This window comes from Jeotgalibacillus sp. R-1-5s-1, from assembly GCF_004405105.1.
In the GTDB taxonomy this organism is placed as follows: domain Bacteria; phylum Bacillota; class Bacilli; order Bacillales; family Jeotgalibacillaceae; genus Jeotgalibacillus.
This window is the reverse complement of record NZ_SORW01000002.1, coordinates 431,035-453,347: the sequence shown is the minus strand read 5'-3', so window position 1 is coordinate 453,347 and position 22,313 is coordinate 431,035. Positions and strand designations below refer to the sequence as shown.

General features: G+C 44.4%; 20 protein-coding genes, 1 pseudogene and 1 other annotated feature. Of the genes and pseudogenes, 17 read left to right on the top strand and 4 right to left on the bottom strand.

All coding sequences use genetic code 11. The annotated features are described in order from the left end of the window. The first annotated feature begins 182 nt into the window (after positions 1-182). Together E2491_RS02280 and E2491_RS02275 are read left to right on the top strand one after the other, a co-directional pair. Entirely contained in the window at positions 183-383 is a 201-nt protein-coding gene (locus tag E2491_RS02280; protein WP_134372105.1) for a hypothetical protein, read from the top strand. Between the two features lie 154 nt (positions 384-537). Continuing rightward, the gene (locus E2491_RS02275; protein ID WP_134372103.1) at positions 538-1,344 is read left to right on the top strand and encodes an inositol monophosphatase family protein; all 807 of its coding nucleotides are present in this window, start codon (positions 538-540) and stop codon (positions 1,342-1,344) included. Between the two features lie 51 nt (positions 1,345-1,395). Here E2491_RS02275 and E2491_RS02270 read toward each other — a convergent pair whose 3' ends face one another. Continuing rightward, complete coding sequence (locus E2491_RS02270; RefSeq protein ID WP_244093843.1) at positions 1,396-1,620, bottom strand: YlaF family protein; 225 nt, start codon at positions 1,618-1,620, stop codon at positions 1,396-1,398. A gap of 73 nt (positions 1,621-1,693) precedes the next feature. On the opposite strand from E2491_RS02270, the gene typA reads away from it, so the two are divergent. Continuing rightward, on the top strand, positions 1,694-3,538 hold the full coding sequence (typA, locus tag E2491_RS02265) for a translational GTPase TypA (RefSeq protein ID WP_134372101.1): 1,845 nt from the start codon (positions 1,694-1,696) through the stop codon (positions 3,536-3,538). Between the two features lie 22 nt (positions 3,539-3,560). Then, positions 3,561-3,872 carry a YlaH-like family protein gene (locus tag E2491_RS02260; protein ID WP_134372099.1) on the top strand — a complete coding sequence of 104 codons (312 nt, stop codon included), beginning with the start codon at positions 3,561-3,563 and terminating at the stop codon, positions 3,870-3,872. 66 nt (positions 3,873-3,938) lie between these two features. On the opposite strand, the gene E2491_RS17695 is transcribed toward E2491_RS02260, so the two are convergent. Then, positions 3,939-4,061, bottom strand: a complete 123-nt coding sequence (locus E2491_RS17695; RefSeq protein ID WP_256369338.1) for a hypothetical protein — start codon at positions 4,059-4,061, stop codon at positions 3,939-3,941. A 541-nt stretch (positions 4,062-4,602) separates the two neighbouring features. Here E2491_RS17695 and ilvE point away from each other — a divergent pair. The 9 genes and pseudogenes from ilvE to E2491_RS02215 form a co-directional block, all read left to right on the top strand. Beyond that, positions 4,603-5,502: a branched-chain-amino-acid transaminase gene (gene ilvE, locus E2491_RS02255; RefSeq protein WP_134372097.1), complete on the top strand. Its 900-nt coding sequence runs from the start codon at positions 4,603-4,605 to the stop codon at positions 5,500-5,502. 41 nt (positions 5,503-5,543) lie between these two features. Then, positions 5,544-5,777, top strand: a binding site (T-box leader). Positions 5,778-5,909: 132 nt separating this feature from the next. Continuing rightward, positions 5,910-7,622, top strand: coding sequence for an acetolactate synthase large subunit (ilvB, locus tag E2491_RS02250; protein WP_208528025.1), 1,713 nt, complete (start codon positions 5,910-5,912; stop codon positions 7,620-7,622). Beyond that, positions 7,619-8,131 (top strand): acetolactate synthase small subunit, encoded by a 513-nt coding sequence (gene ilvN / locus E2491_RS02245; protein ID WP_134372093.1) that lies wholly within the window; start codon positions 7,619-7,621, stop codon positions 8,129-8,131. Before ilvB ends, ilvN begins: the two co-directional genes overlap by 4 nt. 26 nt (positions 8,132-8,157) lie before the next feature. Further along, positions 8,158-9,186: a ketol-acid reductoisomerase gene (gene ilvC / locus E2491_RS02240; protein ID WP_134372091.1), complete on the top strand. Its 1,029-nt coding sequence runs from the start codon at positions 8,158-8,160 to the stop codon at positions 9,184-9,186. After that, on the top strand, positions 9,173-10,714 hold the full coding sequence (locus E2491_RS02235; protein WP_134372089.1) for a 2-isopropylmalate synthase: 1,542 nt from the start codon (positions 9,173-9,175) through the stop codon (positions 10,712-10,714). The genes ilvC and E2491_RS02235 overlap by 14 nt, the downstream gene beginning before the upstream one ends. Positions 10,715-10,729: 15 nt before the next feature. Further along, positions 10,730-11,830 carry a 3-isopropylmalate dehydrogenase gene (gene leuB / locus E2491_RS02230; RefSeq protein WP_134372087.1) on the top strand — a complete coding sequence of 367 codons (1,101 nt, stop codon included), beginning with the start codon at positions 10,730-10,732 and terminating at the stop codon, positions 11,828-11,830. An 18-nt stretch (positions 11,831-11,848) separates the two neighbouring features. Further along, a complete protein-coding gene (gene leuC, locus E2491_RS02225; protein ID WP_134372085.1) occupies positions 11,849-13,255 on the top strand; it encodes a 3-isopropylmalate dehydratase large subunit in 1,407 nt (468 codons plus the stop codon). A 15-nt stretch (positions 13,256-13,270) separates the two neighbouring features. Beyond that, positions 13,271-13,849 carry a 3-isopropylmalate dehydratase small subunit gene (gene leuD / locus E2491_RS02220; RefSeq protein ID WP_134372083.1) on the top strand — a complete coding sequence of 193 codons (579 nt, stop codon included), beginning with the start codon at positions 13,271-13,273 and terminating at the stop codon, positions 13,847-13,849. A 94-nt stretch (positions 13,850-13,943) separates the two neighbouring features. After that, positions 13,944-14,879, top strand: a pseudogene (locus E2491_RS02215) (threonine ammonia-lyase); the annotation flags it as partial. Between the two features lie 428 nt (positions 14,880-15,307). Here E2491_RS02215 and E2491_RS02210 read toward each other — a convergent pair. Next, a complete protein-coding gene (locus E2491_RS02210) occupies positions 15,308-15,511 on the bottom strand; it encodes a YlaI family protein (RefSeq protein ID WP_134372079.1) in 204 nt (67 codons plus the stop codon). A gap of 140 nt (positions 15,512-15,651) precedes the next feature. Between E2491_RS02210 and E2491_RS02205 the strand changes: the two genes are divergently transcribed. Then, positions 15,652-16,107 (top strand): pyridoxamine 5'-phosphate oxidase family protein, encoded by a 456-nt coding sequence (locus E2491_RS02205; RefSeq protein ID WP_134372077.1) that lies wholly within the window; start codon positions 15,652-15,654, stop codon positions 16,105-16,107. Positions 16,108-16,167: 60 nt separating this feature from the next. On the opposite strand, the gene E2491_RS02200 is transcribed toward E2491_RS02205, so the two are convergent. Further along, complete coding sequence (locus E2491_RS02200; protein ID WP_134372075.1) at positions 16,168-16,668, bottom strand: peptidyl-prolyl cis-trans isomerase; 501 nt, start codon at positions 16,666-16,668, stop codon at positions 16,168-16,170. 204 nt (positions 16,669-16,872) lie between these two features. Here E2491_RS02200 and E2491_RS02195 point away from each other — a divergent pair, with 204 nt between their 5' ends. From E2491_RS02195 to pyc, 3 genes are all read left to right on the top strand, one after another. Then, complete coding sequence (locus E2491_RS02195; RefSeq protein WP_134372073.1) at positions 16,873-17,154, top strand: Fpa/YlaN family protein; 282 nt, start codon at positions 16,873-16,875, stop codon at positions 17,152-17,154. 119 nt (positions 17,155-17,273) lie between these two features. Beyond that, positions 17,274-18,521 (top strand): FtsW/RodA/SpoVE family cell cycle protein, encoded by a 1,248-nt coding sequence (locus tag E2491_RS02190; RefSeq protein WP_134372284.1) that lies wholly within the window; start codon positions 17,274-17,276, stop codon positions 18,519-18,521. Between the two features lie 29 nt (positions 18,522-18,550). Further along, on the top strand, positions 18,551-21,994 hold the full coding sequence (pyc, locus tag E2491_RS02185; RefSeq protein WP_134372071.1) for a pyruvate carboxylase: 3,444 nt from the start codon (positions 18,551-18,553) through the stop codon (positions 21,992-21,994). Positions 21,995-22,313 lie beyond the last annotated feature (319 nt).

The window sequence follows — 22,313 nt, the reverse complement described above, 5'->3', positions numbered from 1 at the left end:
ATATGCTCCAAAAACAAACTGGCAGTTTGAGTTGTCTGAATTATGGCTATAATAAAATTAACGGACCAGCCTGTCAGGCAAAGATTAAATTTATTCTAGCACAGGCATTCACCGTGAATAAACTGAAGAGTACTGAATAAGATGCTGTAAAGAAGATCAAAAAGAGAGAGGAGTGCATGGGCATGAAACAAGTCATCCAGGTAACGAGAAAAAGAGACTACAAACAGGAAAGACTGGCTGTGCTTCGCATGGAACTGGATTACGAGCTGGCTGTGCTATTTGAAGCAATGGAAAATGGAGATGGAGCAGGTATGGACCGGGCGAAAGATAAACTCTTTTCCATCCGGCGCGAACTCCTCGATCTCAATGGTTTTACCGCATGAAAAATTTAACCGACGTAACTGTTCAGCAAGGCTAAGACGAACGCTTAAGCAAAAGTGTTCGTCTTAGCCTTGCTGAATTTAGTCGTTTCCCTTGCCTTGAGCCTGCGGTTCGGCTACTGTATAGGCAAGATACAATTGGCAGGAGGTACCCCTAATGAATCAGACGCGGAATGAAATGGACCGTTTTGCAAAGGAATTAATCAAAAGAGCCGGTCAGACCATTATTAAATCATTCGATGATGTTCTTAATATAGAAACAAAAAGTAATGCAAATGATCTAGTAACGAATATGGACAAGCAAATCGAACGTTTTTTTGTAAAAGAAATACAGGATAAGTACCCGGATCATAAAATACTCGGTGAAGAGGGCTTTGGAGATCAGGTTAAGTCGCTGGATGGTACTGTTTGGATTATTGATCCAATCGATGGAACGATGAATTTTGTTCATCAGCAGCGGAATTTTGCCATTTCAATTGGCGTTTATGAAGAAGGCGAAGGGATTCTCGGTTATATTTATGATGTTGTCCATGATGAATTGTATTGGGCCTCAAAAGGCGAAGGTGCATATTTAAATGACAAAAAGCTGTCACCGCTAAAAGAGGTAAAGCTTGAGGAGTCCATACTCGCTCTGAATGCAACCTGGGTAGCACCACATGAAAGAATTCCATTCGAAGCATTTACTCCACTTGTCAGAAAAGCGCGCGGAACGAGATCTTACGGTTCAGCAGCACTTGAACTGGCGTATATTGCAACGGGTGGTATAGATGGTTATATGACAATGCGGCTTGCGCCGTGGGATGTAGCGGGAGGAAAAGTGATTATCGAGGAAGTCGGAGGGAAGATGACAGATCTGTCAAACAATCCACTTAATCTGATCGACAGCTCTCCGGTGTTTGCCGGAAATGCTTCACTTCATGACGAAATTTATACGGAATATCTGAGCAAATATTTTAAATCATAAAACAATAAAAAAGACTGGACCATCAACTGGTTCAGTCTTCTCTTTTTGCGGTTATTCAGCACTCTGCTCCCGCATTTTCTTTTTTGTTTTAAATCCAAGTCCGAATATCGCAATAAATACAACCAGAGAAATTAAAATACCTGTAACGCTGCGCTCAGCAACCGCGATCCCGATCGCAGACATTGCAACGACAGCGAGAATCGCTAAAAAAAGAAAAATTCCGTTACCGTTTTTCATCGTCATCCTCCTCATATACGTATATTTTACATAATCCATTTCTTTATTTCCACCTCTTGTGATACAATAGTACAGTTAGAATAGATTAGAACGTTAAAACAGGAGTGAAATAATGACTAATATCAGGCAAGACCTTCGAAACATTGCAATCATTGCTCACGTTGACCACGGAAAAACAACTTTAGTAGACCAGCTTTTAAAACAATCAGGTATCTTTCGTTCAAATGAGCATGTAGAAGAACGTGCAATGGATTCGAATGACCTTGAAAGAGAACGCGGTATCACCATTTTAGCAAAAAATACTGCGATTCAATATAAAGATACCCGCATCAACATTCTTGATACACCGGGACACGCAGACTTCGGTGGAGAAGTAGAGCGGATCATGAAAATGGTTGATGGCGTTCTGCTTGTGGTTGATGCCTACGAAGGCTGTATGCCTCAGACACGTTTCGTGTTGAAGAAAGCCCTTGAGCAGAATTTGACACCAATCGTTGTCGTAAACAAAATTGACCGTGACGCTGCGCGTCCAGCTGAAGTAATCGATGAGGTTCTTGAGCTGTTTATCGAGCTTGATGCTAACGAAGACCAGCTTGAATTCCCGGTTGTTTACGCATCAGCTATTAATGGAACAGCAAGTCTTGATCCGGAACAACAGGATGAAACGATGGAATGTCTGTATGACTCGATCGTTGAAAACATCCCTGCTCCAGTCGACAACAGCGAAGAGCCGCTTCAATTCCAGATCGCTCTTTTAGATTATAACGACTATGTAGGACGTATCGGAATCGGACGTGTATTCCGCGGAACAATCGAAGTAGGTCAGCAGGTTTCACTGATGAAGCTTGATGGATCATTCAAAAATTTCCGTGTGACAAAAATCTTTGGCTTTATGGGGCTGAAACGTGTTGAAGTTCAGTCTGCAAAAGCGGGAGATCTGATTGCCGTTTCGGGAATGGAAGATATCAACGTTGGTGAAACGGTATGTCCGGTTGATCACCAGGATGCGCTGCCGGTTCTTCGTATTGATGAGCCAACTTTACAGATGACTTTCTCTGTTAACAACAGCCCATTTGCAGGCCGTGAAGGGAAATTCGTTACTGCCCGTAAAATCGAAGAGCGTCTTCTGGCACAGCTTGAGACAGATGTCAGCCTTCGTGTAGACCCGACTGATTCACCGGATGCATGGGTTGTTTCAGGACGTGGTGAGCTTCACCTGTCTATTCTGATCGAAAATATGCGTCGTGAAGGATATGAGCTCCAGGTATCCAAGCCTGAAGTTATTGTCCGTGAAATCGACGGTGTCCGCTCTGAGCCGGTTGAACGCGTTCAAATTGATGTTCCTGAAGAATACACAGGCTCAATTATTGAATCTATGGGTGAGCGTAAAGGTGAAATGCTTGATATGATCAATAACGGTAACGGACAGGTGCGTCTTGTATTTATGATTCCTGCCCGTGGACTAATTGGTTATACGACTGATTTCATGACCCTGACTCGCGGTTACGGAATCATCAACCACTCATTCGACAGCTACCAGCCGATGCAGCAGGGCCGCGTAGGTGGACGTAGAGAAGGGGTACTTGTTTCTATGGATAAAGGCCAGGCTTCCCAGTATGCCATTCTTGGTGTAGAGGACCGTGGTACGATCTTCATCGAACCGGGTACAGAAGTGTATGAAGGAATGGTTGTTGGACAGCACACGCGTGATAATGACCTGACTGTAAACGTAACAAAAATCAAAGCAGCCAACAATATCCGTTCTGCCAACAAGGAGCAGACAACGACGCTTAAAAAGCCAAGACTGATGACGCTTGAGGAATCACTTGAGTATCTGAACGACGATGAGCTTTGTGAAATCACGCCTGAGTCTATCCGTATCCGCAAAAAGATCCTGGACAAAAACGAGCGTGAACGTTCTCAAAAGAAAAAGAAATACGCTGAAATGGGTAACTAATTAAGAGGAGTTGAAAGTCTCCATGGTCAATGTGGAAGATCGTCTCTCGTTTTTCCCGGCACTGTACCGTGTAGATACAAATCCTGATGCAGGTATGTGGTATCTATACATCACGATTGTGCTGCTATCAATTTTAGTATACAAGCTGGGGTTCGCAAAAAAATTGCCTCTGCTTAAGAATGTATTAATTTATCTTTTCCTGATTACGGGCTGTACCGTTCTGACCTTCCTGGCTATTTTCCTGCCGGTTACAGAAGGACTGATCATTGCAGCGCTCATTCTGATCATTTACAAGATCAGACTGCGGCGTGAACAGGCTAAAGGTAACGTCTAATATGTAAGGAGGATCGACATGCGTCGATCCTTCTTTTTATGTTTTAATCATGTGCTTCGAAGCAGATCATTCTGGCACATCAGACTCCTTAATTAATTCCATCACTTCTTCAAATGATTCGATCGTTTTAAAAATGTATTCCTTCTTACTGAAAATTAATTCAATCATTCCAAAAAATAATTCAATCACTACCCCGGCAACACCACACTAATCCCATCACTCAAGAGCATAATCCTTTCAATTCCTTAAAAGATTCCTTCACTAGCTAGCACAAGCCATTCAATCAATCTGACTCATCGCCCCTCAGCAAAAAAGATGCTCATAGGTCCATTTTCTAAGATATTTCAATGAATGATTTTTAAAATAGATTGACTAGGACCGTATTCCCCCGAAGACTCCTGTGGCGGAAAGGGACAGGTGAAACCGACTGTGCGAAGCGCAGGCGGGTTCACCGCCCGGCCACGGAAAGCGGAGGGGGAATTCGGTCCGGTTTTACAAAACCTCCCCTCTCACACCTCACATCGGCGCGTTAAATAAAAAAATTTAAAAAAAATCAAAATCGCTCTATATCAATTATGAAAACGCATACAATTTAATTAAATATTCTAATTTGTCTAAAAATTATAAAATAGCCTGTTGACGGACTTGTATATCCGCGTTATGATTGTCAACAATTCAAGCATATCAAGCACTGATACGCGATATTATGTTGATGGAAGGAGTGAATAAGGTGAGTGAACAATTAATCTTTCTTGACGGCGAATACGTCACAAAAGAAAATGCGAAAATTTCCGTTTATGACCACGGATTCTTATATGGCGATGGGGTGTTCGAAGGGATTCGTTCCTACGATGGAAATGTCTTTCGACTCGAAGAGCATCTTGTCCGGTTATATGACTCAGCAAAGTCAATTTTACTTGAAATCCCTTATACGAAAGAGGAAATGAAACAAATTGTCATTGAAACACTCAGAAAGAACAACCTGACAAACGGTTATATTCGATTAGTTGTTTCACGGGGCGTTGGCAATCTTGGGCTTGATCCTTTTACTTGTAAGAGGCCGAGCGTCATTGTCATTGCAGAATCCTTAGCACTATTTCCGAAGAAGCTTTATGAAACAGGAATTGAAATTGTAACGGTTGCGAGCAGAAGAAACCGTTCTGATGTACTAAGTCCTAAAGTGAAATCACTGAATTATTTGAACAACATTCTCGTTAAAATCGAAGCAGGTCTCGCTGGTGTTCCTGAAGCCCTTATGCTGAATGACCAGGGATATGTAGCTGAAGGTTCTGCCGATAATATATTCATTGTTAGAGGTAATAAGATTCTCACGCCGCCAGGATATGTTGGAGCGCTGGAAGGTATTACAAGAAACGCAATCATTGAACTGGCTAAGAAAAAAGGTTATCAAATGGAGGAAGCTGTTTTCACAAGACACGATGTGTATGTGGCAGATGAAGTTTTCCTTACTGGAACAGCTGCAGAAGTGATTGCAGTCGTTAAAGTGGATGGGCGCCAGATTGGTGAAGGCGAACCGGGTAAAGTGACAAAAGATCTTTTAAAAGAATTCCGTGAACTTGTGATAGAAGACGGAGTCAAGGTATATAATTCAACATTACATGCAGGGTAATTCATTTATCTATCAACTTTTGTGAGTTAAAGCAATCATACGTTAAATCATTGATGAGGTTAAAGTATTCAGCAAGCGGTATTTACAGAGAGCCGAGGATGGTGGAACCCGGTATTACCAGCTGAGTATGACATCCCCTCGGAGTGGGGCACTGAAATTTTCAGTAGGTGCTCACGGACATGAAAGTGTTCGTTATCAGTGAACAGTTTATCTGTTCAGGAGGCAGCAACAGCTGCGAAGTAGGGTGGTACCATGAAAAGTCTTTCATCCCTATACAAAGGATCCATGATCTATTTGTATGGGCTTGAAGGACTTTTTTTATTTTGATTATAAAAATAAAACAGATGAAACGTGATTGAAGGAGGCGCTAATCGATGAGCGTGCAGGTAAACGAAAAGCATGATCAGATGAAAGCACTTGGTGGAGATGTGGAAAAGTCAGCGGCACAGGGTGCAGATGTATTTATACAATCCCTTCAGAATGAAGGGGTGGAAATGATCTTCGGTTATCCGGGTGGAGCTGTACTTCCTATCTATGATGCTCTATACAAGAATCCGATTCCTCACATTCTGGCCAGACACGAACAGGGGGCCATTCACGCGGCTGAAGGGTACGCAAGAGTCTCCGGTAAGACGGGGGTTGTAATTGCTACATCAGGCCCTGGTGCAACGAACCTGGTAACAGGCATTGCTGATGCCATGATGGATTCCCTCCCGCTTGTTGTATTTACCGGTCAGGTGGCCAGTGCAGTAATCGGCACTGACGCCTTTCAGGAGGCGGACATTGTAGGCATTACACAGCCAATCACGAAGCATAACTATCAGGTCAAGGATGTGAACGACCTTCCGAGAATCATTCATGAGGCATTTCATATCGCTTCTACCGGCAGACCGGGACCTGTTCTAGTCGATATTCCTAAAAATGTTTCAAATGAAATTTTCACACTGTCAGAAGTAAAACAGACTGAAGTGGATCTCCCGGGTTACCAGCCGACAACATCGCCAAACTTTCTGCAGATTCAAAAGGTGGCACAGGCTATCCAGAAAGCGAAAAAGCCTTTGATTCTGGCTGGAGCAGGTGTGCTGCACGCCAAAGCGTCTGAAGATTTAGTGAAATTTGTTGAACAGTCCAAAATTCCAATTACAAACACACTGTTAGGATTAGGAACCATCAAAGGGGATCATCCTCAGTTTCTTGGCATGGCAGGTATGCATGGAACCTATGCAGCCAACATGGCCATTTGTGAATGCGATTTACTTATCAACTTCGGTGCAAGATTTGACGACCGGTTAACAGGAAATCTTGATCACTTTGCACCGAATGCACACATCGTTCATATCGATATTGATCCAGCTGAAATCGGAAAAAACGTTCCAACGGATATTCCGATTGTTGCAGATGCAAAAGAGGCACTTCAGTCCCTTTTAAAACTCGGTGTTGTAACAGATGGATTCAGTGAATGGACAGATCACCTGAATAAACTGACAGAGGAGTTTCCTCTCTTCTACAGGCAGTCTGAAGAAGGAATTCTCCCTCAGCAGGCGATTGAAATGATCCACAAGCATACCGGCGGAAATGCCATCGTCACAACAGATGTTGGACAGCACCAGATGTGGGCAGCTCAATATTATAAATTTAACAACCCGGATCACTGGGTAACCTCAGGAGGCCTTGGAACCATGGGGTTTGGTTTCCCGGCAGCGATCGGGGCACAGCTGGCGAAACCGAAAGAAACGGTTGTTGCAATTACCGGTGACGGAGGATTTCAGATGACGCTGCAGGAGCTGTCGCTGCTGCAGGAAAGTCAGATTCCTGTCAAAGTCATTATTTTAAATAATCAGTGTCTCGGTATGGTGCGTCAATGGCAGCAAACCTTTTATGAAGAAAGATATTCTGAATCACTGATGCCTTCCCAGCCTGACTTTGTAAAACTTGCTGAAGCTTATGATATCGAGGGCTATAAAGTGAGCACGGTTGAAGAAGCTGATCAGGTATTTGAAAAAGCATTAAAGTCCAATAAGCCGGTATTGATCGATTGCCGGGTTAAACAGATTGAAAATGTTTACCCGATGGTTGCACCAGGCAAAGGGCTTCACGAAATGTTAGGGGTGAAAGAATGAAGCGAGTTATCACGACTACCGTGATCAATCAGAGTGGCGTGCTAAACCGCGTCACAGGGCTGCTGATGAAAAGGCAGTTCAACATTGAAAGTATTACGGTTGGACATACAGAGCAGCCGGGCATCTCGAAAATGACATTCGTCGTTCATGTTGAAGATCAAAGGAAACTTGAACAGCTGTTAAAGCAGCTTCAGAAGCAAATTGATGTGTTAAAGGTAAATGACATTACGGATAAAGCGATCGTCACAAGAGAGCTGGCACTGATTAAGGTGCTGTCACCTCCGGCAGTCCGGAGTGAAATCACCAGTATTATTGAACCTTTCCGGGCAACCGTCATTGATATGAGCAAAAATGTTATCACTGTACAAGTAACCGGCGATCCGGAAAAGGTTGAAGCCTTTATTGATTTAGTAAGACCATATGGAATTAAAGAACTGACAAGGACGGGAGCAACAGCTTTTGTCAGGGAAAACCAGAAAACACCGTCACAGCAATTATCTATTTTATAAACCCACATACTTAGGAGGAATTTATTATGGTAAAAGTTTATTACAACCAGGACATCAACGGATCTTTAGAAGGTAAGAAAGTAGCGATCATCGGGTACGGTTCACAGGGTCATGCACACGCCCAGAACCTGAAAGATACAGGACATGACGTTGTAGTTGGCGTACGTAAGGGGAAATCATGGCAGCAGGCAGAGCAGGATGGACTTGAAGTAAAGTCGGTCCGTGATGCAGCTGAAGAAGCGGATATCATCATGGTCCTGCTTCCGGACGAGCGTCAGACCGCTGTTTATGAAGAAGAAATCAAACCGGGCTTGCGTCCAGGAAAATCTCTCGTTTTTGCACACGGATTTAATGTTCACTTTAATCAGATCGTTCCACCTGAGGACGTAGACGTATTCCTTGTAGCGCCAAAAGGTCCGGGACACCTTGTACGCAGAACTTTTGAATCAGGAGCTGGCGTACCTGCGCTATATGCTGTTTACCAGGATCGATCAGGTCACGCCGAAGAGACAGCTCTTGCTTACGCGAAAGGAATCGGAAGTGCGCGCGCAGGTGTCTTGAAAACAACCTTCAAGGAAGAAACGGAAACAGATTTGTTCGGTGAGCAGGCAGTATTATGCGGCGGGTTAACATCCCTTGTAAAAGCAGGCTTTGAAACGCTTGTGGAAGCAGGATATCAGCCGGAACTTGCCTACTTTGAGTGTTTACACGAGCTGAAGCTCATTGTGGATCTCATGTATGAGGATGGCATGAGCGGAATGAGATATTCGATTTCAGATACAGCACAATGGGGTGACTTCGTATCCGGTCCGCGTGTTGTAGATGCAGATACTAAGGCACGCATGAAGGATATCCTGACTGATATCCAGACAGGTAAATTTGCAAAAGGCTGGCTGCTTGAAAACCAGTTGAACCGTCCTGAGTTCACAGCGATTGAAAACAGCGAAAAGGAACATCAGATCGAAAAGGTGGGACGTGAGCTGCGCAGCATGATGCCGTTTGTTAAAGCCGGTAAAAAACAAGAGAAAGAAGTGGTCGCGAGTGCGAAAAATTGATGTCTTTGATACAACACTTCGGGATGGCGAACAGTCAGCAGGAATAAACCTGAATACAGCAGAGAAACTGGAGATTGCAAAGCAGTTAGAGCGATTTAACGCTGATGTGATAGAAGCGGGCTTTCCCGCTTCCTCACAGGGCGATTTCGAAGCCGTTAAGAAAATTGCCCAGACCGTAAAAGGCTCGATCGTCACAGGGTTGGCACGGGCTGTTGAAAAAGATATTGATACTTCCTGGGAAGCGCTCAAATACGGTGAACAGCCGCATATTCACATTTTTTTGGCCACTTCACCGATCCATATGACGCATAAACTCAAAAAAACACCTGATCAGGTCGTAGAAATTGCAGTTGAATCAGTGAAGCGGGCGAAAAAGAACTTTCCTCTCGTGCAATGGTCAGCAGAAGATGCTTTCCGTTCTGATCCTGAATTCCTGGCACGGATCGTAAAGGAAGTCATTAAAGCAGGAGCGACAACGATCAACCTTCCGGATACAGTCGGTTACGCAACACCTGCAGAGTACGGTGCGATGTTCCGTTATCTGAAAGAAAACGTGACAAACATTGACCGTGTTAAGCTTTCAGCACACTGTCATAACGACCTTGGGATGGCAGTGGCTAATACAATCGCTGCAATTGAAAATGGAGCCGACCAGGTTGAGGGAACGATTAACGGACTCGGTGAACGCGCCGGAAACGCAGCGCTTGAAGAATTAGCGGTTGCGTTGCATATCCGTAAAGACATCTTTAACTTTGGCACAGATGTCAAACTCGATGAAATCAAACGCACGAGTCAGCTTGTCAGTCAGTTGACAGGAATGGCGATTCAGGCTAATAAAGCTGTTGTCGGTAAAAATGCTTTCGCGCATGAATCCGGTATTCATCAGGATGGCGTGCTGAAAGAACGTTCCACTTATGAAATCATTACACCTGAACTCATCGGGGAAAGCTCAAACCGGATCGTGCTCGGAAAACATTCCGGCCGTCACGCATTTAAAGACAAAGCCATCGCACTAGGCTTTGAACTGAGTGATGAAAAAATTAACGAAGCATTTAAAGCATTTAAAGCACTTGCTGATAAGAAAAAGGAAATTTCAGAAGATGACCTGTATGTGCTGTTAACAGATCAACAGATTCAGGAAGAGGAAGTTCCGGTATACGAATTGAAATCCGTACAGGTTCAATACGGTAATGGAAGCATTCCAACGGCATCCGTTTCAGTTGTATCACCTGAAGGTCAGCTTCTTCAGGAGGCTTCAACAGGATCAGGAAGCGTAGAAGCGATCTGTAACACGCTGGAGCGCCTAGTAAAAGGAAAAGTTCATCTGCTGGATTATCGTGTTACATCGATTGGTAAAGGAAGAGACGCACTTGGGGAAGCGGTTGTCAACATGACCTATAACGGACAATCTGTCACTGGACGGGACGTGGCGCAGGATGTGCTTGAAGCATCAGCAAAAGCCTACCTGAACGCGATTAACCGACAGTTGGTAAACGAACAAAAACGTGCATTAGCCAAAACCGTATAAAGGGGAGAATACATCATGAAAAAAACAGTAGCAGTTCTGCATGGAGATGGAATCGGACAGGAAGTAACAGAATCGGCCGTAAAGGTCCTCCAATCAATTGGACGCCGGTTTGATCATACGTTTCGGGTTGAAAAGGGTCTGATTGGCGGAATTGCTATTGATCAGACAGGAAATCCTCTGCCAAAGGAAACGGTAGAGCTTTGTGAAAAAAGTGACGCAGTACTATTAGGAGCAGTCGGCGGTCCGAAATGGGATCAGAACACTTCTGAGCTGCGTCCGGAACGCGGGCTTCTCGGGATCAGAAAACACTTCGGATTATTTGCCAACCTTCGACCTGTAAAAGCGATTAAAGGAATGAGTGAAGCCTCTCCTTTAAAGGATCATCTGTCTAAAGATGTTGATATGATGATCGTTCGTGAACTGACTGGTGGTCTTTACTTCGGTGAACCAAAGCGTAAAACGCACAATGGTGCCGTTGATACAATGAGTTATTCCAGAGAGGAAGTCGAGCGGATCGTTGAGCAGGGCTTTGAGCTTGCCAGACTCCGCAAAGGAAAAGTGACATCAGTGGATAAAGCCAATGTCCTTGAAACGAGTAAGCTTTGGAGAGAAGTAGTTGAAGAGAAAAAAGCGCAGTATCCGGACGTGGAGGTTGAGCATCTGCTTGTTGATGCGGCTGCCATGAAGCTGATCACACAGCCAGGCTCATTTGATGTTGTCGTAACAGAAAATCTTTTCGGTGACATTTTAAGTGACGAAGCTTCTGTTTTAACCGGATCGCTCGGCATGCTGCCTTCAGCGAGTATCCGTTCAGACGGCTTCGGCCTTTATGAACCGGTCCATGGCTCTGCTCCTGATATCGCGGGTCTGAACATTGCGAACCCGTCAGCAGCGATCCTGTCTGTTGCCATGATGCTGAAATACTCTTTCGGAATGGAGACAGAAGCAGCAGCAGTAGAAGCGGCAGTTTACAGCGTTTTTGAAGATGGCTACTGTACAACCGACATCCAGAAATCCGGACACAAGGTTTTATCAACAACAGCATTTACAGATAAAGTAGTAGAAGAGCTTGAAAGGGAATTTGTATCAGATCACATTCTATCTGCTTATGTGTAAGAATGGGAGGCACTTTAAATGGCGAAAACAATTATAGAAAAAGTCTGGAACGACCATGTCGTTCATCAGGAGTCCGGTAAACCGGATCTTTTATATATTGATCTTCACCTGATTCACGAGGTGACCTCACCTCAGGCGTTTGAAGGTCTCCGTCTTAAAGGGAGGAAGGTAAGACGCCCTGATTTGAGCTTTGCGACAATGGACCACAATGTCCCGACAAAAAATCGTGATGTGATTAAAGATCCCATTTCCAAACAGCAGATGAGCACGCTTGCTGATAACTGTAAGGAATTCGGTATTCCGCTTGCACATATGCACCATCCGGATCAGGGTATCGTTCACGTTATCGGGCCTGAGCTTGGATTAACACAGCCCGGCAAAACGATTGTCTGCGGAGACAGCCATACATCAACACATGGCGCTTTCGGGGCACTGGCTTTCGGGATTGGAACAAGTGAAGTGGAGCACGTTCTTTCCACGCAGACACTTTGGCAGTCCAAGCCGAAAACAATGGAGATCCGCATAGATGGTGAGCTTGGTTTCGGGGTAACAGCCAAAGATGTCATTCTTGCAATCATCGCAAAATTCGGTGTGGATGCCGGAACCGGTTATGTAGTGGAATACACGGGTGACGCGATTCGTAAAATGACAATGGAAGAGCGTATGACCATCTGTAACATGTCAATTGAAGCAGGAGCAAGAGCGGGTCTGATCAGTCCGGATGAAACGACAGCGGATTATCTGAAAGGACGTGCACATGTTCCGGATGACGAGTATGAAGCATTAAAAGAAAAGTGGCTTGATTATGCTACGGATCCGGGTGCTGAATATGACCGGACGCTGACGATCCATACAGACGAGATTGAACCGTTTGTGACGTGGGGGACTAACCCTTCGATGGGTTCAGGGATTTCATCAGCCATTCCGCACGCAGAAGACTATGATGATGCAGGAAAACAGGAAGAATTAAAGCAGGCACTTGAGTATATGGATCTGAAGGAAGGTCAGGCTCTTTCAGATATTGAAATCCAGCACGTCTTCATCGGATCGTGTACAAACTCCCGTATTGGCGACTTACGCGCTGCAGCAAAGGTGATTGAAGGACGCAAAGTTCATCCGAACGTCACTGCCATCGTCGTTCCCGGATCATTTACCGTCAAGATGAAGGCTGAACAGGAAGGACTGGATCAGGTCTTTAAGGAGGCAGGATTTGAATGGCGTGAGTCGGGATGCAGCATGTGTCTTGCGATGAATGACGATATCGTTCCGGCAGGTGAGCGCTGTGCTTCCACTTCGAACCGTAACTTTGAAGGTCGTCAGGGAGCTGGAGCGAGAACGCACCTTGTCAGTCCTGCTATGGCAGCGGCTGCAGCTGTAAACGGACGTTTTACTGATGTCAGATCCATGGTCAACGTACACGCATAGAAAGGAGGCTGACAGATGGAGCCTGTAAAAAAACTGAGCAGCACGATTACACCGCTTGACCGTATAAATGTTGATACGGATCAGATCATTCCAAAGCAATTTTTAAAAAGAATTGAACGTACAGGGTTCGGTCAGTTTCTCTTTTATGGCTGGCGCTTTAACGCTGATGGTTCTCCAAACGAAAAATTTATTCTGAACCAGCCTCCCTACAAGGATTCAGAGATTCTTGTTGCGGGACATAATTTCGGGTGCGGGTCTTCACGTGAACATGCACCATGGGCTCTGCAGGACTATGGTTTTAAAATCATTATTGCTCCAAGCTTTGCCGATATTTTTTACAACAACTGTGTAAAAAACGGGATACTCGCAATCCGGCTTGAGGAAAGTAAAGTGAAACAGCTTTTAGAAGGTGGGAAAGAAAAGCAAAGTGTCACGGTAGACCTTGAATCACAGAGTATTCACTACAATGGGGAACAGTGGACATTTGATATTGATCCTTACTGGAAACAGATGCTGTTAAACGGCTGGGATGAAATATCGATTACATTCCAATACGAAGACGAAATCAGGCAGTATGAAGAGCAGCATCATTAAAACGGATAACATTTGAGAGGATGATCGACTTGGGAATTTCTACGACACAGGTGCATTATTTGACGCAGCAGAAACATTAAGCGGTGTTGTTCACAGGACACCATGTAAACAATCACTTACCCTGAATCAAAAAACGGGTCAGGATGTATGGATGAAGCTTGAAAACCTTCAGAAGACCGGCTCTTTTAAAGTAAGAGGTTCGTACAATAAAATCGCTTCATTAACTGAGCTAGAATGCAAACGCGGCATTATTGCGGCTTCAGCCGGGAACCATGCCCAGGGTGTTGCACTCGCCGGTAAGAAAAGAAATGTGCCGGTTACGATTTTTATGCCTTTATCCACACCGGATTCAAAAGTGAATGCGACGAAGGAATACGGCGCAGAAGTCGTTTTGACAGGTGAATCTTTTGATGAAGCATATGCTGAAGCCATGAAGCGTCAGTCTGAGACCGGAGCGGTGTTTATTCATCCATTTGAAGATTTGAAAATCATTGAAGGACAGGCGACAGCAGCACTGGAAATGCTTCAGCAATGTCCGCATCTCGAAAGAATTTTCGTACCGGCAGGCGGAGGAGGACTTCTTGCAGGAACAGCACTTGCTGTAAAAGCAATCAAACCTTCCGTTAAAGTGATCGGGGTTCAATCCGCTTCAGCACCTGCAATTGCGGCTTCCTTTTACGGTCAGCACAGCCTTGGCGTACCGTTTTTACCAACCATCGCTGAAGGGATTAAAGTGAAGTCTCCCGGTGAGCTGACGTTATCGATCATCAGAAAATATGTTGATGAAATGGTAACCGTTACAGAAGCAGAGATCGCAGAAGCCATTCTATTTATGCTTGAAAGAGAAAAAATGTTAGTGGAAGGCGCAGGAGCGGCGGGTGTTGCAGCCATCCTGAGCGGGTCTTTACCTTATACATCCGGAGAGACAGGAGTGATTGTCAGTGGAGGAAACTTTGATGTATCAAAGCTTGTGCAATGCCAGGAGCTCGTCAGCCAAACGAAAAAACCGAAAAGCAAGTTAATCATTTGATCAAAATCATAACGGATCAGTTTTTATAAAACCGTGCCGGGTCATTCCTTCGCTTTCCATTGTCTAGCTGCGGCTGGCAGGGACTAGCAAACTTCCCGTCCCCTCGTCCGATAAGTCAACATCAGCTCACTGCGTTCGCTGTGTTTCCTTTATCTCCGTCGGGGCCAGTCCAGTTTGTACGTCCCTAAACGCCCACCTCCACTTTTCCAAGGCCGCGCGGTAAGCCAGCTGTGCTTCGCACATCTGTCTTACCTGTCGCTTCACTGCCGCAGGAGTCTACGGAATGACCCGGCACTTTTCTGTGATTTTATATTCAATCAGCTTTTTAAAACTTCGCTATGATAAAATGCATGTAGAACCACATTGAGTTTATATGATTGAATATAAAAACAGGACAGCACCCATGATGGTGCTGTCCTGTTTTCTGATTAAAAATCTTTTTCAATTTTTCTTGAGCTTTTATAAAACTTGAAATTTCCGGTGGCAACGCGCTTTTTTGTTTTTTGTGCAATTCTCTCATTGCACTCCTCACAAAGATAGGTGTTGATCGGGCGATTACGCAGCTTTTTTGCCAGCGGACTGAAATCCTCAATGGATTCGATTTTATCACAAATAAAACATTTTACTCTCATTATGTGAAACTCCCCTCAGCTGCCTGCTTTTCATCAGTATATCATTAAACAGGTGAATTACATAACGGTCTACGGATTATTCTGTCAGTGACTTTCAAAATGAGATATAATAAGCAAAAACAAAAAAGGAGTGGGAAGGTTTGGCTAACCGTGTAGAAGATAAACTGATTCCTTCTTTATATGAAGAGTTTTTACATGAACGGTTTGTTCAATTAGCAACGGTGGATTATCAGACAGGCGGTACGAACGTTGCTGCGTTGTCGTGGGTGCACGCAAAGGACGAGTCAACCATTCTTTTTGCAGTCGATCACCGTTCGCGAATTATTCAAAACATTAAGAAGCAGCCTCTTTGCTCTTTATCTATTATTGCTTCCGGAAGTACATTTTCGATCAGTGGAAGAGCGCAGGAGGCCGGACAATCATCCTCTGATGTGCCTATTGGATTATCCATTTTACAGTTGTCTATTGATGAAGTGAGAGATGTTATGTTTTATGGGGCGAAAATTGTGACTGAACCTGCCTTTGCGAAAACGTATGATGAAGACGCAGCGAGAAGACTTGATGAGCAGGTGATGGAGGAGTTAAGAAAATATTAAGCTTGAAAATGATAATATGGACAAAAAAGGATGATGCGGCGTGCTGCACCATCCTTTTTGTCAGGAAATCGTGATCTTTCTTACATTCCTGATAGGATCCGATCTGTTTGAACCATCAGGGTAGAGAATGTGAATAGGGCCATCCTCACGTAAAGGCTTCCCTTCGTTTGAAAAAGCAGCGATCAGTTCAAAAGCTTCCTCAATGCTGAATGAATGGACGCTGTCTGTTGTTGAAATGACAACTTTGCTAGCATGGGGCTCAGGCTCAGCGTTTAAAATGAATGGCTTCAGCTTAATGCCGAAGGTGCCGGTCATCAGTTTTTCTTTTTCATATTTCTTCTGACTGCCTGAACCCTGCTTTGGGAGCTGTGCCCCTTCTTTAATTTCGCGTGAAAAGTGTTCTGCTACAGCTTTTGAATACTGTTCTATTTCATCCACTTCTATTTGTTCAGTATCAAAATAAGTTTTCAAATCAATTTTCCGTTCATCAAAAATCCATACACCTGGATCTAATGTTAGCTGAAATTTCACTGCGCCTGATAAAGGAATGATGTCACTCATGTAAATGCCCCCTGTTCTGTTTCTTCTCATACGAGTATACATGGATCACGAAAGGATGTCACATTCGCCTGTGTGTGAAAAATCATTATGAATGATGTGGCAATGAGCGGGGCGTCACTTGCAATTTTGCCGTCAAAACGCTAAACTTTATGAAAGAGCAGTCATCTGAAGGTGCTGCAACAAGAATGGATTGGGGGGATCAGTGTGACATCAGAGATGAAAATCGATCATCGTGAAAAAGCCTACGAGCTTTTACGCAAAGATGCCGAAAAAATAGCGCAACTAATCAAAGTTCAAATGGATAACTTAACGATGCCCCAGTGTCCATTGTACGAAGAGGTATTAGATACGCAAATGTTTGGGTTATCCCGTGAAATAGAATTTGCCGTCAGGCTCGGGCTTGTGGATGAAGCAGATGGAAAATCGTTAATGGATTCTCTTGAAAAAGAGATGTCGGTTCTTCATGAAGCTTTTACCAATAAATAATCAAATTCCGCTCAAACAATATTTTTTGATTGTTTGGGTTTTTTTATATCGAAAATAGAGGGTTTTTAACGTTTCCTGTTGAATAAATATACAAGATGGGACTGATCGCAATGTCGACCATTCTGAAAAGAATGTTCAGGTCTTATGACTATTCATTAATGGCTGTATACATATTATTAGCAGTATTTGGGGTTGTCATGGTCTACAGTGCGGGAATGGTCCACGCCGTAGAAGTACTGGACCTGCCACCCGACCATTTTTACCAGAATCAGCTGAGGCATTTATTCATCGGACTAATCGGATTTATCGTAATGGCCTTAATCCCTTATAAGCTTTACAAAGAGAAGGGAATGCTAATGCTCATTACTGGCCTGATGTTTGGACTGTTAGTTCTTGTTCATATCATCGGAACAGAAATCAACTTCGCTCAGAGCTGGATTGTGATCGGGGGATTCAGACTGCAGCCGTCTGAATTTGCAAAATTGGGGATGATTGTGTATTTAGCTGCTGTATATGCTAAAAAGCAATCTTATATTGATGAATTTAACAAAGGGGTTATGCCGCCTATTCTCATCCTGGTCGTTGCATGCTTTTTAGTTGCAACAGAACCGGACTTTGGAACAGCAGCCATTATTTTCGCTATCGGATTGAGCGTCATTATTGCGTCAGGAATGAAAGTGAAAAGTATGCTTAAGCTTGGAGGATTGGCTGCAGGTTTCGTCACTGTCATAGGAGGGGTATTGTTATTGTTTAACCGCGATCTTTTTCAGACCATTTTTTCTGAAGAAAGGCTTGGAAGGATAGCGGCTTATCAGGATCCATTTGCACATATCAGTGACAATGGCTGGCAGCTTGTCGGATCCTATTATGCTATAGGAAATGGAGGCATCTGGGGAACCGGGCTTGGTCAGAGTGTTCAGAAGCTGGGTTTTCTGCCGGAACCGCATACGGATTTTATTATGGCCATCATTGCTGAGGAGCTCGGAATTCTTGGAGTCGGATTTGTGTTGATCGGTCTGATGTATATTGTCCTTAGAGGGATCGTAACAGGGATGAAAAGCCGGGACCGTTTTGGCCGGATGCTCGCAGTGGGAATTTCAAGTATGATCGGCATTCAGGCTTTTATTAATCTTGGCGGGATGTCCGGGCTGATTCCGATTACTGGTGTACCACTTCCGTTTATCAGCTATGGAGGTTCTTCTCTGATTCTGCTGTCCCTTTCAATGGGGCTTTTGCTGAATGTATCAATGTTTGTGAAATATGAGGAAAAATATTTTACGAAGAACAAAAAAGAATCACCCGTACCGGCTCAGGTAAGTACTCCTGTCTATACACAGAAAAGAGCTGGCAGAAATCAATTTCAATAATAGGTGAAGATTTTTAGGAGGTAGATTTGATGAAGAAAATCAGTAAGGTATTAGTAGCCAATCGTGGAGAAATTGCGATTCGTGTATTCCGTGCATGTACGGAACTGAACATAAGAACGGTCGCTGTCTATTCTAAAGAGGACAGCGGTTCGTTCCACCGCTTCAAAGCAGATGAAGCATACTTAGTAGGAGAAGGCAAAAAGCCTATTGATGCATACCTTGACATCGAGGGTATTATTGAAATTGCAAAACGTGCAGGAGTTGATGCGATCCACCCTGGATATGGATTCCTGTCTGAAAATATTCATTTTGCCAGACGCTGTGATGAAGAAGGAATTACGTTTATTGGACCGACTTCTAAGCATCTGGATATGTTCGGAGATAAGGTGAAAGCGAGACAGCAGGCTATTAATGCAGGTATTCCTGTTATTCCGGGAAGTGATGGTCCGGTTTCAAGCCTTGAAGAAGTTGAGAAGTTCGGGGAAGAACATGGTTTTCCATTCATAATTAAAGCGTCGCTTGGCGGAGGCGGCCGCGGCATGCGGATTGTCCGTTCAGCCAAGGATGTAAAGGAATCCTATGACCGTGCCAAGTCTGAGGCAAAAGCGGCTTTTGGCAATGACGAAGTATATGTGGAGAAATTCATTGAAAATCCTAAGCACATTGAGGTGCAGATTCTTGGTGATCATGATGGTACGATCATTCATCTGTACGAGCGTGACTGCTCCATACAGCGCCGTCACCAGAAGGTTGTAGAAGTGGCCCCGTCTGTTTCACTTCCCGAAGGACTACGTGACGAAATATGTGATGCAGCTGTTAAGCTCGCAAAAAATGTACAGTATGTAAATGCAGGGACAGTGGAGTTTCTTGTAGCAAATAATGAATTTTTCTTTATTGAAGTAAATCCACGCGTCCAGGTTGAACATACGATTACAGAGATGATCACGGGTGTTGATATTGTTCAGTCCCAGATTATGATTGCAGAAGGGCATTCGCTTCATGGTGAAAAGATGGGAATCCCTGTGCAGGACAAGATCCAGCTTAATGGCTTTGCTATTCAGTCACGTGTGACAACTGAGGATCCATTAAACGGGTTTATGCCTGACTCGGGAAGAATTATGGCCTACCGTTCCGGAGGAGGATTTGGTGTTCGTCTGGATGCAGGTAACGGGTATCAGGGTGCTGAGATCTCAGCGCATTATGATTCACTTCTCGTTAAAGTTTCGACCTGGGCACTGACATTTGAGCAGGCTGCAGCCAAAATGGTCAGAAACTTGCAGGAATTCCGAATTCGCGGTATAAAAACGAATATTCCATTCCTTGAAAACGTTGTAAAGCATGAAAATTTTCTAAATGGCGAATACGATACGTCATTTATTGATACAACACCTGAGCTGTTCTTATTCCCTAAACGGAAAGACCGTGGAACAAAAATGCTTGCTTATATTGGAAACGTAACAATCAACGGATTCCCGGGTATCGATAAAGGTGAAAAGCCGGATTTCGCTCAGCCAAGAATTCCGAAAGTTAATTTGCTTACTGAACCTCCGGCTGGAACGAAACAAATTCTTGATGAACGCGGAGCAGATGGATTAAAGGACTGGGTAAAAGAACAAAAGGACGTTCTTGTAACAGATACAACCTTCCGCGATGCACACCAGTCTTTACTTGCAACGCGTGTCAGAACCGTTGATCTGAAGCATATTGCAGATGCATCTGCACGCATGCAAAGTGAACTGTTTTCGTTTGAAATGTGGGGAGGGGCAACCTTTGATGTTGCTTACCGTTTCCTGAAGGAAGACCCTTGGATGAGGCTGTTAACGCTTCGTGAAAAGATTCCAAATGTACTGTTCCAGATGCTGCTTCGTGCATCGAACGCCGTCGGCTACAAGAACTACCCTGATAATGTGATTCAGGAATTTGTTCAGAAATCAGCCTATGCAGGAATCGATGTCTTCCGTATCTTTGACAGCCTGAACTGGGTTAAGGGAATGGAAGTAGCGATTGAGGCTGTTCGTGACTCTGGTAAAGTGGCAGAAGCGGCAATCTGTTATACAGGGGATATTCTTGATCCTACAAGAACAAAGTATGACACTGATTACTATAAAGCACTTGCCAAAGAACTTGAAAATCAGGGAGCACATATTTTAGCAATCAAGGACATGGCAGGACTGCTTAAGCCTGAGGCAGCATACCGCCTGATCTCAGAGCTTAAAGATACGGTAGATCTTCCAATCCATCTTCATACGCACGATACAAGCGGAAATGGAATTTTCCAATATGCCCGCGCCGTTGAAGCCGGAGTAGATATCGTTGATACAGCACTGGGCTCGATGAGTGGACTGACTTCCCAGCCGAGTGCAAGTTCACTGGCTTATGCACTGAAAGGAAATACGCGTCAGCTGAAAGTGGACGTAGATCATTCTGAGACGCTTTCTCATTACTGGGAAGACGTTCGTAAGTATTACGCACCATTTGAAAGCGGCATGAATTCTCCTCATTCTGAAATTTATAAGCATGAAATGCCGGGCGGACAGTATTCAAACCTTCAGCAGCAGGCGAAAGCTGTTGGACTTGGCGGCCGCTGGGAAGAAGTGAAGGATATGTATGCACGTGTGAACCAGATGTTTGGGGATATTGTCAAAGTGACACCTTCTTCAAAGGTTGTCGGTGACATGGCACTGTTTATGGTGCAAAACGATCTGGATGAGGAGAGTGTAATCGCAAAGGGGAATTCAATCGACTTCCCTGACTCAGTCATTGAGTTGTTCTCAGGTTATCTTGGACAGCCACACGGAGGTTTCCCAGAAGATCTGCAGAGAGTGATTCTAAAAGGTAAAAAGCCGATCACGGTTCGTCCGGGTGAATTAATGGAGCCGGTTGATTTTGATAAGCTGAAGGAAGAAATGTTCCATGAGCTGGGCCGTCCTGTTACGAACTTTGATGCACTGGCACAAGCCTTGTATCCAAAGGTGTTTAAAGAATATACCGAAATGACTCAGCAATTTGGTGATGTTTCAGTTATTGACACGCCAACCTTCTTCTATGGCATGAAGCTTGATGAGGAAATCGAAGTAGAAATCGAAACAGGTAAAACGCTGATTCTGAAGCTTGTATCGATCGGTGAGCCGCGTAAAGACGGCACGCGCGTTCTGTATTTTGACTTGAATGGTCAGCAGCGTGAAATTGCGATCCGTGATGAAAGCATTAAGTCTACGGTTGCGGTGAAGCAAAAAGTGGATCCATCCAACCCTGAAGAGCTCGGCGCAACGATGCCTGGAACAGTGTTGCAGGTTGTTGTATCTAAAGGTGATCAGGTCAAGCAGGGTGACCACCTGCTGATCACAGAAGCCATGAAGATGGAAACAACAGTACAGGCACCGTTTGATGGAACGGTTGAGGACATTTTCGTTGAAAGCGGTGAAACCCTGTCGCCGGGAGATCTGTTAATTAAATTGAAGAAAGACAGTTAATCTGACTGAAACCGGGCCGGTTCCACCTTTCGCTTTCCTTTGTGTCTAGCTGCGGCGGGCAGGGACGTACAAACTTCCGGTCCTCTCGTTCGATAAGTCAACATCGGCTCGCTGACGCTCTCCGTGTTTCCTTTATCTTCGTCGAGGCCAGTCCAGTTTGTACGTCCCTAAACGCTCGCCTGCGCTTTTCTTGGTGTCTAGCTGCGGCGACTAGCCCCTCGAGGTCATAAGTCAAAGATGAACGAGGGCAAAGATCAGCCCTCTTTTCATCTTCGCCTTATGCTGTCGGGGCTGGACGAGTCGCCTCCGCTTTTCTTAA

What these genes read in the sequence shown, in the direction of transcription:
- E2491_RS02280 (WP_134372105.1), top strand. Translation starts at nt 183, where the DNA reads ATGAAACAAGTCATCCAGGTAACGAGAAAAAGAGACTACAAACAGGAA.
- E2491_RS02275 (WP_134372103.1), top strand. Translation starts at nt 538, where the DNA reads ATGAATCAGACGCGGAATGAAATGGACCGTTTTGCAAAGGAATTAATC.
- E2491_RS02270 (WP_244093843.1), bottom strand. Translation starts at nt 1,620, where the DNA reads ATGGATTATGTAAAATATACGTATATGAGGAGGATGACGATGAAAAAC.
- typA (WP_134372101.1), top strand. Translation starts at nt 1,694, where the DNA reads ATGACTAATATCAGGCAAGACCTTCGAAACATTGCAATCATTGCTCAC.
- E2491_RS02260 (WP_134372099.1), top strand. Translation starts at nt 3,561, where the DNA reads ATGGTCAATGTGGAAGATCGTCTCTCGTTTTTCCCGGCACTGTACCGT.
- ilvB (WP_208528025.1), top strand. Translation starts at nt 5,910, where the DNA reads ATGAAAGCACTTGGTGGAGATGTGGAAAAGTCAGCGGCACAGGGTGCA.
- ilvN (WP_134372093.1), top strand. Translation starts at nt 7,619, where the DNA reads ATGAAGCGAGTTATCACGACTACCGTGATCAATCAGAGTGGCGTGCTA.
- ilvC (WP_134372091.1), top strand. Translation starts at nt 8,158, where the DNA reads ATGGTAAAAGTTTATTACAACCAGGACATCAACGGATCTTTAGAAGGT.
- leuB (WP_134372087.1), top strand. Translation starts at nt 10,730, where the DNA reads ATGAAAAAAACAGTAGCAGTTCTGCATGGAGATGGAATCGGACAGGAA.
- leuC (WP_134372085.1), top strand. Translation starts at nt 11,849, where the DNA reads ATGGCGAAAACAATTATAGAAAAAGTCTGGAACGACCATGTCGTTCAT.
- leuD (WP_134372083.1), top strand. Translation starts at nt 13,271, where the DNA reads ATGGAGCCTGTAAAAAAACTGAGCAGCACGATTACACCGCTTGACCGT.
- E2491_RS02210 (WP_134372079.1), bottom strand. Translation starts at nt 15,511, where the DNA reads ATGAGAGTAAAATGTTTTATTTGTGATAAAATCGAATCCATTGAGGAT.
- E2491_RS02200 (WP_134372075.1), bottom strand. Translation starts at nt 16,668, where the DNA reads ATGAGTGACATCATTCCTTTATCAGGCGCAGTGAAATTTCAGCTAACA.
- pyc (WP_134372071.1), top strand. Translation starts at nt 18,551, where the DNA reads ATGAAGAAAATCAGTAAGGTATTAGTAGCCAATCGTGGAGAAATTGCG.